13 protein-coding genes are annotated in these 11,931 nt (G+C 61.6%); 7 read left to right on the top strand and 6 right to left on the bottom strand.

The window, feature by feature from the left end; all coding sequences use genetic code 11:
- Position 1: 1 nt before the first annotated feature.
- Genes ACT53S_RS14855 through ACT53S_RS14845 form a run of 3 tightly spaced genes read left to right on the top strand, consistent with a single transcriptional unit; the run spans position 2 to position 1,535 of the window.
- Positions 2 to 427: a putative toxin-antitoxin system toxin component, PIN family gene (locus ACT53S_RS14855; protein ID WP_476067570.1), complete on the top strand. Its 426-nt coding sequence runs from the start codon at positions 2 to 4 to the stop codon at positions 425 to 427.
- Positions 424 to 633 carry a hypothetical protein gene (locus ACT53S_RS14850; protein WP_476067569.1) on the top strand — a complete coding sequence of 70 codons (210 nt, stop codon included), beginning with the start codon at positions 424 to 426 and terminating at the stop codon, positions 631 to 633. The genes ACT53S_RS14855 and ACT53S_RS14850 overlap by 4 nt, the downstream gene beginning before the upstream one ends.
- A 32-nt stretch (positions 634 to 665) precedes the next feature.
- Positions 666 to 1,535: a patatin-like phospholipase family protein gene (locus ACT53S_RS14845; protein WP_476067568.1), complete on the top strand. Its 870-nt coding sequence runs from the start codon at positions 666 to 668 to the stop codon at positions 1,533 to 1,535.
- Between the two features lie 3 nt (positions 1,536 to 1,538).
- On the opposite strand, the gene ACT53S_RS14840 is transcribed toward ACT53S_RS14845, so the two are convergent.
- Positions 1,539 to 2,675 carry an anhydro-N-acetylmuramic acid kinase gene (locus ACT53S_RS14840; protein ID WP_476067567.1) on the bottom strand — a complete coding sequence of 379 codons (1,137 nt, stop codon included), beginning with the start codon at positions 2,673 to 2,675 and terminating at the stop codon, positions 1,539 to 1,541.
- A gap of 138 nt (positions 2,676 to 2,813) precedes the next feature.
- Here ACT53S_RS14840 and tyrS point away from each other — a divergent pair, with 138 nt between their 5' ends.
- From tyrS to trmFO, 3 genes are all read left to right on the top strand, one after another.
- On the top strand, positions 2,814 to 4,070 hold the full coding sequence (tyrS, locus tag ACT53S_RS14835) for a tyrosine--tRNA ligase (protein WP_476067566.1): 1,257 nt from the start codon (positions 2,814 to 2,816) through the stop codon (positions 4,068 to 4,070).
- A gap of 262 nt (positions 4,071 to 4,332) precedes the next feature.
- Positions 4,333 to 4,476, top strand: coding sequence for a DUF1127 domain-containing protein (locus ACT53S_RS14830; protein WP_113377381.1), 144 nt, complete (start codon positions 4,333 to 4,335; stop codon positions 4,474 to 4,476).
- 143 nt (positions 4,477 to 4,619) lie between these two features.
- On the top strand, positions 4,620 to 6,029 hold the full coding sequence (trmFO, locus tag ACT53S_RS14825; RefSeq protein ID WP_476067565.1) for a methylenetetrahydrofolate--tRNA-(uracil(54)-C(5))-methyltransferase (FADH(2)-oxidizing) TrmFO: 1,410 nt from the start codon (positions 4,620 to 4,622) through the stop codon (positions 6,027 to 6,029).
- A 24-nt stretch (positions 6,030 to 6,053) separates the two neighbouring features.
- On the opposite strand, the gene ACT53S_RS14820 is transcribed toward trmFO, so the two are convergent.
- From ACT53S_RS14820 to yajC, 5 genes are all read right to left on the bottom strand, one after another.
- Positions 6,054 to 6,500, bottom strand: coding sequence for a hypothetical protein (locus tag ACT53S_RS14820; RefSeq protein WP_113377379.1), 447 nt, complete (start codon positions 6,498 to 6,500; stop codon positions 6,054 to 6,056).
- 96 nt (positions 6,501 to 6,596) lie between these two features.
- Positions 6,597 to 7,451: a phytoene/squalene synthase family protein gene (locus ACT53S_RS14815; RefSeq protein WP_476067564.1), complete on the bottom strand. Its 855-nt coding sequence runs from the start codon at positions 7,449 to 7,451 to the stop codon at positions 6,597 to 6,599.
- 22 nt (positions 7,452 to 7,473) lie between these two features.
- Complete coding sequence (locus tag ACT53S_RS14810; RefSeq protein WP_113377377.1) at positions 7,474 to 7,872, bottom strand: Mth938-like domain-containing protein; 399 nt, start codon at positions 7,870 to 7,872, stop codon at positions 7,474 to 7,476.
- 3 nt (positions 7,873 to 7,875) lie between these two features.
- Positions 7,876 to 10,431 (bottom strand): protein translocase subunit SecDF, encoded by a 2,556-nt coding sequence (gene secDF / locus ACT53S_RS14805; protein WP_113377376.1) that lies wholly within the window; start codon positions 10,429 to 10,431, stop codon positions 7,876 to 7,878.
- Between the two features lie 66 nt (positions 10,432 to 10,497).
- Positions 10,498 to 10,845, bottom strand: coding sequence for a preprotein translocase subunit YajC (gene yajC, locus ACT53S_RS14800; protein ID WP_113377375.1), 348 nt, complete (start codon positions 10,843 to 10,845; stop codon positions 10,498 to 10,500).
- Between the two features lie 208 nt (positions 10,846 to 11,053).
- Here yajC and ACT53S_RS14795 point away from each other — a divergent pair, with 208 nt between their 5' ends.
- Positions 11,054 to 11,926 carry an ATP-binding protein gene (locus ACT53S_RS14795; RefSeq protein ID WP_476067563.1) on the top strand — a complete coding sequence of 291 codons (873 nt, stop codon included), beginning with the start codon at positions 11,054 to 11,056 and terminating at the stop codon, positions 11,924 to 11,926.
- Positions 11,927 to 11,931: the final 5 nt, after the last annotated feature.

The raw sequence follows: 11,931 nt of genomic DNA, 5'->3' as shown, positions 1-11,931 counted from the left end.
CATGATCCGGATCGTGGCCGATACAAACGTTCTCGTCAGCGCTTGTATCGGCCAGGGTCCTGCCTCGAAGGTGATCGAGGCGTGTTTTGACGGACGCTTCGTCCCCTTCATGTCCGGTCCGTTGCTGATGGAATACCGTGACGTCTTATCCAGAACCGCGCCTTTCCCTCACGCCCGGCTGAATGCGCACGAGCGCATGGCACTTCTGGAAATCTTCCTTTCACGTTGCCATTGGCGCACCGCCCATTTCAAATGGCGTCCCAATCTGGCCGATGAGGGTGACAACCACCTGCTCGAATTGGCAATCTCGGCCAATGCGCATATACTCGTCACATCGAACATTCGCGATTTCGAGCGGGCAGAGCTGAAGTTTCCTCACATCAAGATCGAAACTCCAGAGACAGCCGCGAGGAGGCTTTCAGAATGAATGCACTGACCGTAGAGTTGAGTTCTGATGTCCACGAAAAAGTGGACGTGATTGCGGCTGAAAAGGGTGTCAGCCCCGAACGCCTGTTATCCGACATGGCGGCCGAGATGGTCATGCAACACGATGCGCATCGTCTATTCCTGGAAATGGCCGAACGTGGCAAAGGCCGGGAAGCAGAGGCCCTTGCTCTCCTCCGGCGCGACTGACGCGTATCCTCTTTTTCAACGCGTGATTTTCAATGACCTCAGACTCTTCATTCGACGCCGTCGGCCTCGCAGGCGGTGGAAACCGCTGCTACTGGCAGAGCGGGTTTCTGAAAGCCTATAGCGAGCACCAACTCCTCAATCCGCGCTTCTACGTCTCCGTCTCCGCGGGAGCCTATCATGGCGCCATGTTTCTCGCGGGCGTGGGCGACCGGGTGCGCGCCTCGGCCTTCGCCTTTGCCGAAAAGGGCCAGCGCGGAGTCGACTGGCGGGCACTCAAGCGGCGGGAATCGCCGCTGGTCGTCGGTTCGCTCTTTCGGCAGTTGCTCGCGAGTGAATTCGGCGATGAGGAACTGAATGCCCTGAAGGCCGCCCCACCCATGCTGATCCAGCTCTCCGGCCTGCCCGACTGGATGCCCGGCGCGCTCGCCGCACTCGGCTCGATCGGCGCCTATCAGATCGAGAAGCTCCTGACCGATGGTAGCCATTCCAAGGCGGGCCTGCGGATGAAGCTGCGGCCCACCTGGTTCTCGACACACAATTGCGACTATCCCGGCGAACTCGTTGACGCGCTGATGGCCACATCCTCGGTGCCGCCTTTCATGCCGGTGGGCCGTGTCAGAGGCCGCGCCTATCTCGATGGCGGGCTAGTCGATAACCCGCCACTGATGAAGCTCACGGAAGTTGAAAACAAGGGCTGGAAGACGCTGCTTCTGACCACACGTTTTGGCCGCAAACCGCCCGCCGCCGAAAATCGCGTCGTGGTCGGCCCGAGCGAAGACATCCCGGTGAGCAAATTCGCCGTCGGAGACGCCGCTGGCATCCGCCACGCCTATGAAGTCGGATTGCGCGACGGGCTCGCCTTTGCGAAGCAGGATGTCGCCAAAGGCGAACCCGTCCGTTGAATATCAGCCTTTGAGCCCCGTCCCTGCTCTCACCAAGACGCCGCCCAGCACCGGCTCCCGAACGCCCGTCGTTCCCGGGAATGTCAAAGGTAGCCCATGGAGCGAACGCACGGCGAGATAGGCCCAGGCTTCCGCTTCCATAGCATCGCCATCAAAGCCGGCCTGCTCGGCGGTCAACACTGTTGCGCCATTTTCACCCGCGAGGCGCACCAGATCGGCCATGATCGTCCGGTTCAAACGGCCACCACCGCAAATCACATAGGTCTTCGGCGCGGTCGGCAAATGAGCTGCCGATCTCAGGATCGCTGCTGCGGAGACGTAAGCGAGCGTGCGGGCGCCGTCCGACAGTTCGGCTTCATGTCCCTCGGGCGGACGGAAGTCGTTGCGATCGAGCGAGCGGCGGGTCTTTGCGGTGAAGAAGGGATTGTCGAGATAACGTTCGGCGAGTGCCATGACGACCGAGCCTTCCGACGCGATGCGGCCGCCGTCGTCGTAGGGAATGCCGGCATGGGCCTCGACCCACTGGTCGATCAATGTGTTGCCCGGTCCGCTGTCGAAGCCAATGATCGTGCCATCGCGGTCCAGGAAGGTCAGGTTCGAGATGCCGCCGATGTTGACGAAGCAGACCGGCCAGTCCGCTGCCGGGATCTGCTGAGCAAGCGCCTGATGATAGACCGGGACCAGTGGGGCGCCCTGCCCGCCATAGACCATGTCGTTGGCGCGCATGTCATAGACCACGTCGATGCCGGTTTCGGTCGCCAGCAGCGGCCCATCGCCGAGTTGGACGGTCAGCGCCTGATCCGGCCTGTGCAGCACCGTCTGGCCGTGGAAACCAATCAGGTCGATTTGCTCAGGCTTGAGCTGCTGCTGCCGCAGGAAAAGCGCGACAGCTTCGGCATGACGTAGAGTCAGGTCCCTTTCCATAGGTGAGAGGTTGCCCGGCCGCTCGTCGCGTTGCTTGATGGCTTTCGCATCATCCAGCGCCTGCTTCAGTCGATCGCGGAAGGCGGGCTCATAGGGAACCGACAAGAACGCTCCACGCTCGACGATGGCCTCGCCATCGGTGCGGACCAGAGCGACATCGATGCCGTCCATCGAGGTTCCGCTCATCAGCCCGATCACCGTCCTGATTTCCGCCATATGTCACCCGATTCGAACGCCTGTGTTGGAGGACATTCATGACCGAGACGGGTGCACAATTCAAAAAACAATGCTAAAGCCCGCGCGGATTTCCAAAAATACCACCGAAAGACCAGAGAACCCGAAAGCAACAGCGTCATGACGAAGTTCAAGTCCGATTTCCTCCGCACCATGCACGAGCGCGGCTTCATTCATCAGATTTCCGATGAAACCGGCCTCGACGACCTGCTCGCCAAGGAAAGCGTGACGGCCTATATCGGCTTCGATCCGACGGCACCTTCGTTGCATGCCGGCGGCCTCATCCAGATCATGATGCTGCACTGGTTCCAGGCGACCGGCCACCAGCCGATCTCGCTGATGGGCGGCGGCACGGGCATGGTGGGTGACCCCTCCTTCAAGGAAGAAGCCCGCAAGCTGATGACCGTCGACACGATCGAGGAGAACATTGCCTCGATCAAGCGCTGCTTCTCGAACTACCTGAACTACGAGGCAGGCCCCAAGGGCGGCGCGCTGATGATCAACAATGCCGAATGGCTGCGTGGCCTGAACTACCTCGAATTCCTGCGCGATGTCGGCCGTCATTTCTCGGTCAACCGCATGCTGTCCTTCGACAGCGTGAAGACACGGCTCGATCGCGAACAGTCGCTGTCCTTCCTCGAATTCAACTACATGATCCTGCAGGCCTACGACTTCGTGGAGCTCAACCAGCGCTACGGTTGCCGGTTGCAGATGGGCGGCTCGGATCAGTGGGGCAACATCATCAACGGCATCGATCTCGGCCACCGCATGGGCACGCCGCAGCTCTATGCGCTGACCTCGCCGCTGCTCACGACGTCGTCCGGCGCCAAGATGGGCAAATCGGTCAACGGTGCCGTGTGGCTGAATGCCGACATGCTCTCGGCCTATGACTTCTGGCAGTACTGGCGCAACACCGAAGATGCGGACGTCGAGCGCTTCCTGAAGCTCTACACGACCATGCCGTTGGACGAGATCAAGAAGCTCGCAAGCCTCGGCGGCTCGGAGATCAATGAGGCGAAGAAGATCCTCGCCACCGAGATCACCGCGATCCTGCATGGCCGTCAGGCGGCAGAAGACGCCGCCGAAACGGCACGCAAGACCTTCGAGGAAGGCGCGCTTTCCGCCAACCTGCCCACAGTCGAAATCGCCTCTTCGGAACTCGAAGCGGGCATCGGCCTGCTCGCCCTGATCGTCAAGGCTGGCCTTGCCGCCTCCAACGGCGAAGCCCGTCGTCATGTGCAGGGCGGCGCGGTGAAGATCAACGACGCCGGTGTCTCCGATGAACGCATGGCTGTTGGCAGTGCACAATTGACTGATGAGGGAGTGATCAAGCTCTCTCTCGGCAAGAAAAAGCATATTCTCGTCAAACCGGTCTGATCGCCTCCGATCACACGTCCGAAGCGCTCCGAAAAGCCCGCGATTGCGGGCTTTTCTGCGTTTTTCCGCAGGTTTGCTCGAATGGCTCATTTTTCATCACCACCCAAGCTTTGCCACATATCGCAGCAACACCATGCACAAATGCATAGCAGTCGCATATTATTTGCACTGCACAATCTTGTTTTACGGGCGTATAAGAAGGTCAATCGCTGATGCGGAAAACACCGCAAGATCAGCCAAGAGATTAAACGAGGAAACGACCATGAACCCGATCCGCATTGCCAAGAACTGGATGAGCTACCGCCGCACGATGGCTGAACTGGGCAACCTGTCCTCTCAGACCCTCAACGACATCGGCATCACCCGCTACGAAATCCGCAACATCGCTGCACGCTCCTTCCGTTAATCGGATCTTGCGTGAAGCAGCCTGTCAAACGGCACCGCCTGGTGCCGTTTTTGATTCTGGCGTCACGAATGTGATCGCAAGCGCCTCCGCCATCCTCCGCAACCGATGGACCTCGCGCGTGAAGCCGTGATATGGAGCCGCCCATGACGAACAGCTCCTTCTCCCCGATTCACATCATCGGCGGTGGCCTTGCAGGCTCCGAAGCCGCCTGGCAGGTCGCGCAGGCCGGCGTCCCGGTCATCCTGCACGAGATGCGCGGCGTGCGCGGAACCGATGCACACAAGACCGACGGCCTTGCCGAGCTTGTCTGCTCCAATTCCTTCCGCTCGGATGATGCGACGTCCAATGCCGTCGGCGTGATCCATGCCGAGATGCGGCTCGCGAATTCGCTGATCATGGCCTGTGCCGACAAACATCAGGTGCCGGCCGGTGGCGCGCTCGCCGTCGACCGCGACGGTTTTTCCGAGGCCGTGACGGCCGAGATTAAGGCCCATCCACTGATCACGGTCGTGCGCGAAGAAATCACCGGTCTGCCGCCGGAGGATTGGGATCTCGCGATCATCGCAACCGGCCCCCTCACCTCGCCGGCCCTTGCCGAGGCGATCCGCGAGCGGACGGGCAAGGATGCGCTCGCCTTCTTCGACGCTATCGCGCCGATCGTGCACACCGACAGCATCAACATGGACATCTGCTGGTACCAGTCGCGATATGACAAGGTGGGCCCTGGCGGAACCGGCAAGGACTATATCAACTGCCCGCTCGATGAGGCGCAGTACAACGCTTTCGTCGATGCTCTGATTGCTGGCGACGCCGTCGGCTTCAAGGAATGGGAAGGCACGCCCTATTTCGACGGCTGCCTGCCGATCGAGGTCATGGCCGAGCGCGGCCGCGAGACGCTGCGCCACGGGCCGATGAAGCCCATGGGCCTGACCAATGCCCACAATCCGACCGTCAAGCCCTATGCCGTCGTACAGCTGCGCCAGGACAATGCGCTCGGTACGCTCTACAACATGGTCGGCTTTCAGACCAAGCTGCGCTATGGCGCCCAGGCGGAAATCTTCCGGATGATCCCGGGCCTGGAAAATGCCGAATTCGCCCGTCTCGGCGGCCTGCATCGCAATACCTATATCCACTCCCCGACCCTGCTCGACCAGAGCCTACAGCTGAAGGCCCGTCCGGGCCTGCGCTTTGCCGGCCAGATCACCGGCTGCGAGGGGTATGTGGAAAGCGCCTCGATTGGGCTGCTGGCCGGCCGCTTCGCAGCAGCGCAGCGCAAGGGCGAGACACCCAGCATTCCGCCGGCAACCACCGCGCTCGGTTCACTGCTCAACCACATCACCGGCGGTCACATCGTTTCCGACGAGGAACCGGGCAAGCGCTCCTTCCAGCCGATGAACATCAATTTCGGGCTCTTCCCGGAGCTCGAGCCGGGTTCGATCGTCAAGCCGGAAGGCGTCAAGCGCTTCCGCGGCAAGGACAAGACAATCATGAAGCGACAGCTGATCGCAGCGCGCGCGCTGGACGAATGCAAGGTGTGGCTCGGCCGCGCCTGAACCTGCCCAGCTTTGCCGGGTGCCTCAGGCGCTCGGCAAAGCTTCAGCCTCGCGGTCGGCCGGGCTGACATAGTTTCCGAGCAGCCAGAGAGACACTTCAGCAGCCTCCTGCGCAGTCGCAAAGCGGAATTCGCCGTTGTGGAAAGGTGCCTCGAGGAACTCGACCGCAAAGCTCTTGCCGTTGCCGAGGTCGCGCACGCGCACGGTGCCGGGCTCGATGAGATGGCAGGCATAATGACTGCGCATATTGCGCATGAAGCCGGCCTTGTTGTCGTGCAGGCGCACGAAGACCGCCTTGCCGTCCACCGTGGCATGCAGGCTGCGGATCGCCTCCTGCGGAAAGGCCCGGCCGAACTCCATGATCGCCAGGCCCATGTCCTGCAGACCCTCGGCGTCCTGCTGGCGCGCCATGCGGGAGGAGAAATAGGCAAGGACGCCGACAAGCGCCAGTACGATACCCCAGGTCAGCATAATCGGCTCGCGGCTCCAACGTCGCAGTTCAGATCGTTCCCCGCTTAAACCGTCAGCCTTGCGCGAACGTGGCGTCGGCAGCCGTCTCCGCCGGGCTCAAAGGCGCCCTGTCGCCAGCAATCGCATCATCGCCAGTTGGCGACGCCATTGCGGCGCCCGGACCTCCCCTGCCAGAGCTGCGGCGCCATTTCTCGCCGCACGCTTCAGGACGCCTTCCGCAAGCGCAACGGGGAGGAAGGCCGGCAGGATGCTTTTCGGAATGGTCCCTGCCGCCCGCGCCTGGCGGAGATGGTCCAGACCGTAGCCGGCAAATGCCTCCACCGCAGCCTTCAACCGCGCAGGATCACCGTCATCGAGAAATAAATCTCGCTCGAGACCGGCTGCCGACAGGATCGTCAACGGCAGATAGACCTGGCCGCGGGCACGGTGAACAGGCAACAAAAGCAGGCTGCCGGCCACCGCCAGCGCCACACCGGCATGGCCGACGATGTCGAACGCACCTTCCGCGGCCTTGCGGTCAAGGACCAGCGCAGCCAGCTGAATCAGCGCCGAAGATGTCTCTCCGGCATATCCTTCGAACATCTGCGTCGTTTCCATCGGATCGTCGTAGAGATCGAAGATGCGGGAATCGGCCATGGCGACGAGTGCGGCGACCGGCAAATCATGCGTGCGCACAGCACGCAGGAGCTCGGCAGCGACCGGATTGGCCGCCGTGTCGCCGTGCGCCGACCCTTCGAGCAGGTCCCGCCAGTATTGCAGGCGTACCTCGCCGGGCAGGGGTTCGCGCACGAGATCGCGGACCCGCGCCAGCTCGGCATTGTAGGCGTAAAGCGCCACGACGGACGCACGCTGTTGGGCCGGTGTGAGTAGGCCGGCGAGATACCGGTCGCGGTCGAAATCACGCAGGGCTGCGAGGCACAATGCCTCATTGTCCGGCTTCGTCGCGCTCACGGGCTACCTTTCGAGATCTGATTCAGACGGCAATGAGGGCCGCAGCGACCGGCCGTTCTTCGGCCAGCATGATGTTATACGTGCGCAAGGCCGCGCCGGTTCCCATGGGATCGCTGGCAATGCCTCTTGCCTTCAACGCCGACCTGACATCGGGCTCGATCAGCCGCAGCTGACGCCCCGTGCCTATAATCAGGAACTCGATCCCCGTCTCGGCAAACACGCGTTCGAAAGACGCGACCGTCAATGGTTCTTCTTCCGTCTGCTCCCATCCATAGACGCCGGACGGCAGCAGAAGGAGTGAGCCGCGATGGGACATGTCGGCAAAGCGGAAACCACCATTGCCATAGGAATCGATCACCGGCCTGCCGGGGAAATGGGCATCGCGCTTGACGATGCCCTTGTCTCCGAAGCCAAAGACCATGGCTTATGCCCCGGCCTTGGCGGTGGCCTTGCCGGCTTCCGGCTCGTCGTCCTTCTGGAAGGTTTCGGGCCGAAGCTTGAAGGCGATCAGGACCGGCCCGGCGATATAGATCGACGAGAAGGTGCCGATGACGACACCGGCGAGCATGGCGAATGTGAAGGAGGCAATGACCTCGCCGCCGAATACATACAGTGCCAGCAGCGCCAGGAAGGTCGAACCCGCCGTCAGAACGGTACGCGACAGCGTCTGGTTGATCGATTCGTCGATGAGAACATCGAGCGGCATCTTCTTGTAGCGCCTGAGGTTTTCACGCATGCGGTCATAAACGACGACGGTGTCGTTCAGCGAATAACCGATGATCGTGAGGATAGCCGCGATGCTGGTCAGGTTGAACTCGAAACCGGTCAGCACGAAGAGGCCGAGCGTGAAGATCACGTCGTGCAGGGTGGCGATGATTGCGCCGAGCGCAAACTGCCATTCGAAGCGGAACCAGATGTAGATCAGGATACCGAGTAGGGCCACGGCCACACCCAGTGTCGCGGTGTAGGTCAAGTCGCTCGAAACCGAGGGGCCGACGACTTCGACGCGGCGGAAGTCATACTCCGCTTCGAGTTCGCCCCGGACCTTGGCAAGTGCAGATTGTTCGGCATTCTCGCCACCTTCCTGCGCCTGCAAACGAATCAGCGCGCTGCTTTCGTCTCCGAAGCCCTGGGCCTGGATCTCGCCGAGGTTCAACTGGCTCAGCCGCTCGCGGATGTCGGAGAGATCTGCAGCCCCTTCGCGTGCCTTTACCTCGATGATCGAGCCGCCCTTGAAGTCGATGCCGAGGTTCATGCCGACGGTGAAGAAGCCGATGACGGACGCGATGGAGATGAGCATGGCCGCGCCGAAGTTGAACTTGCGCATGGCCATGAATCGGATGTTGCGGTTGTCGAAGAACCCCGTGCGAACGCTCTTCGGGATGAATTTCGGGCGCTTCCAACGGTACCAGTGCGCCATGAGCCAGAAGGTCATGGTGAAGGCGGTGAAGACCGTCGTGACGATACCGATCGACAGCGTCACGGCAAAACCACGGACCGGACCGGAGCCGAGGAAGAAGAGAACAACCGCTGCAATCAGCGTCGTCAGGTTGGCGTCGACGATCGTGGCGAAGGCCTTCTTGAAGCCGATGTCGATCGACTGGATGAGGGAGCGGCCATTGCGCGCCTCTTCACGAATACGCTCGTAGATCAGAACGTTGGAGTCGACCGCCATACCCATGGTGAGCACGATACCGGCGATACCCGGCAGCGTGAGCGTCGAGCCGATCAGCGTCAGTGCCGCCATGATCATGATGATGTTGGCGGTCAGCGCAATATTCGCCATCAAGCCGAAGGTGCCATAGAAGATCATCATGTAGGCGACGACGGCGAGCGCGCCGAGAATGCTGGCGGTGACGCCGGCATTGATCGAATCCTGGCCGAGGCCGGGACCCACGGTGCGCTCTTCGACGACCGTCAGCGTGGCCGGCAGCGCGCCGGCGCGCAACAAGACGGCGAGGTCGTTTGCGCCTTCTACGGAGAAATTGCCGGAAATCTGACCCGAACCGCCAAGGATGGGCTCGCGGATCACGGGGGCCGAGATCACCTGATCATCGAGGATGATCGCGAAGGGACGACCGACATTCTGCTGGGTCGCCTGGGCGAAGCGCTGGGCTCCCCGGCTGTCGAAGCGGAAGCTGACCACGGGCTCGTTCGAGCGCTGGTCGAAAGAGGCCTGGGCATCCACGAGGTTTTCGCCCGAGACCAGCGCACGCTTCTCGACGAGATAAGGCACGGCGGGATCATCGGTCGAATAGAGGATTTCCGACTGGGCCGGGGGTCGTGTGTTGATCGCCTCCGTGACCGGCATGGAGGTGTCGACCATCCGGAAAGAAAGCTTGGCGGTCTGGTTGAGCAGGGCCTTGAGGCGCTGCGGATCGGTCAGACCCGGGACCTGCACGATAATGCGGTCTTCGCCTTGGCGCTGGATCAGCGGTTCTGTGGTGCCGAGTTCGTCGACGCGGCGGCGGACGACTTCCATCGATTGCGTCAGCGCGGAGGACACGCGATAGTCGATGCCGGGATCGGTCAGGGTCAGACGCAGCAGACCGTCTTCGGCCTGTTCCAGCGTCACTTCGGTGACGGAGCCTCCGGTGAGCCCGCCGACGCTGACCGGATCGGTCAGGGAGCGCAGGGCCTCGATGGCAGCCGCAACCTTGTCGGCATCCGAGATGCGGACCTGGATCTGCTGACCGACGCCGGACAGACCCGTGTAGCGGATATTGGCATCACGCAATTGCGTGCGGACGTCGCCAACGATGGTTTCCAACCGTTCCTTGACGATGTCGGCGCGTTCCAGCTTCAGCATGATATGCGAGCCGCCCTGCAGGTCGAGGCCGAGCGTGACCTTGTTGGTCGGCAGCCAGGACGGGAAGGACTTCAGCGTCTCGTCCGAAAAGACATTCGGTATGGCAACCAGAATGCTGACCAGAACGGTCAACCAGATGAACGCAGTCTTCCAGCGGGAAATGTGAAGCATGGAACTCTCGGAAAATAGGCGGAAAAAGAGCAAAGGCCGGCGCAGGGCCGGCCCAAGCGGGGAAGATCAGGCTGCTGTTTCGGTCTTGACCGGTTCGCCCTTGACGCGGACTTCGGCGACATACTGGCGAAGAACGCGAACCTTGACGCCATCGGCGATTTCGACTTCCAGTTCCTTGTCGTCGACCACCTTGGTCACCTTGGCAACGATACCGCCACCCATGATGACCTGGTCGCCACGACGGATGCTAGACAGCGTTTCCTCACGCTTCTTCATCTGCGCGCGCTGCGGACGGATCAGGAAGAAGTACCAGACCACCATCAACGGCGCGAAAAGCAGAAGCATCTCGAAACCGGACCCCATGGCGCCCGTCGCACCGGTCGCGTCCTGGGCAAAGGCTGGCGTGATAAACATGTAGAACTCCTATGAAGCCAAGTGCTGGCGCCTGTCTGGCACCCCCCGTTCAGGTCGCCGGAATATAGTGACCGGGCCTATGAATGCAACAGAAACAGCGCCGGAGCGTACCATTTTCCCGGCCCTCACACTTTCTGTGTGCAAATGCTCGTGATACCGCGTGATCCGACAGGCACAAGTCCGCAGTTGCGGGCGCTTGGAGGACATGATGGCTGATCAAATGATGGCGGCGCTACTCGCCGAAGTAACGCGGCTTGCCGATGCGATGGAACGGCTCGCAGGCCCCGCCCCCGTGGCGAACGACTGGGAGGCGGCGGACTGCTTCGTCTGGAACGCCGGACGCCAGCACCTGCAACCCGTCAAGCGCCCGAACCGCGTGGCGCTCGGCCTGATCCGCGGCGTCGACCATGTGCGTGACATCCTGCATGACAACACGCTGCGCTTTGCCGAAGGCTTTCCGGCCAACAATGTTCTGCTCTGGGGCGCCCGCGGCATGGGCAAGTCTTCGCTGGTCAAGGCCGTCCATGCCGACATTCGCGCGACAACCGGCGCTGCCCTGAAACTCGTCGAAGTTCACCGCGAAGACATCGCCTCGCTGCCGGGACTTCTCGAGATCCTGAAGGCCGCACCCTACCGTATCCTGGTGTTCTGCGACGACCTTTCCTTCGACCATGACGACACGGCGTACAAATCGCTGAAGGCGGCGCTCGACGGCGGTATCGAGGGACGGCCGGACAATGTGCTGTTCTATGCCACCTCCAACCGCCGCCACCTTCTGCCGCGCCACATGATGGAAAACGAGCAGTCGACGGCTATCAATCCGTCTGAGGCGGTGGAAGAAAAGGTTTCGCTGTCGGATCGTTTCGGACTGTGGCTCGGCTTCCACAAATGCAGCCAGGACGATTACCTCACGATGATCGACGGCTATGCCGCCCATTTCAAGCTGCCCCTGCCCCAGGCGCAATTGCACCACGAAGCGCTTGAATGGGCGACCACACGCGGCGGGCGATCCGGCCGTGTCGCCTGGCAGTACATCCAGGATCTCGCGGGGCGCCTGCGGATTTCCACCGACATCGCCTGACGGAA

The organism is Allorhizobium sp. DMC15, from assembly GCF_056314065.1.
This window is presented reverse-complemented; position numbering and strand designations above follow the sequence as displayed.

Coding starts and splice junctions, on each gene's coding strand:
- ACT53S_RS14855 (WP_476067570.1), top strand. CDS start 2: ATGATCCGGATCGTGGCCGATACAAACGTTCTCGTCAGCGCTTGTATC.
- ACT53S_RS14850 (WP_476067569.1), top strand. CDS start 424: ATGAATGCACTGACCGTAGAGTTGAGTTCTGATGTCCACGAAAAAGTG.
- ACT53S_RS14845 (WP_476067568.1), top strand. CDS start 666: ATGACCTCAGACTCTTCATTCGACGCCGTCGGCCTCGCAGGCGGTGGA.
- ACT53S_RS14840 (WP_476067567.1), bottom strand. CDS start 2,675: ATGGCGGAAATCAGGACGGTGATCGGGCTGATGAGCGGAACCTCGATG.
- tyrS (WP_476067566.1), top strand. CDS start 2,814: ATGACGAAGTTCAAGTCCGATTTCCTCCGCACCATGCACGAGCGCGGC.
- ACT53S_RS14830 (WP_113377381.1), top strand. CDS start 4,333: ATGAACCCGATCCGCATTGCCAAGAACTGGATGAGCTACCGCCGCACG.
- trmFO (WP_476067565.1), top strand. CDS start 4,620: ATGACGAACAGCTCCTTCTCCCCGATTCACATCATCGGCGGTGGCCTT.
- ACT53S_RS14820 (WP_113377379.1), bottom strand. CDS start 6,500: ATGCTGACCTGGGGTATCGTACTGGCGCTTGTCGGCGTCCTTGCCTAT.
- ACT53S_RS14810 (WP_113377377.1), bottom strand. CDS start 7,872: ATGGTCTTTGGCTTCGGAGACAAGGGCATCGTCAAGCGCGATGCCCAT.
- secDF (WP_113377376.1), bottom strand. CDS start 10,431: ATGCTTCACATTTCCCGCTGGAAGACTGCGTTCATCTGGTTGACCGTT.
- yajC (WP_113377375.1), bottom strand. CDS start 10,845: ATGTTTATCACGCCAGCCTTTGCCCAGGACGCGACCGGTGCGACGGGC.
- ACT53S_RS14795 (WP_476067563.1), top strand. CDS start 11,054: ATGGCTGATCAAATGATGGCGGCGCTACTCGCCGAAGTAACGCGGCTT.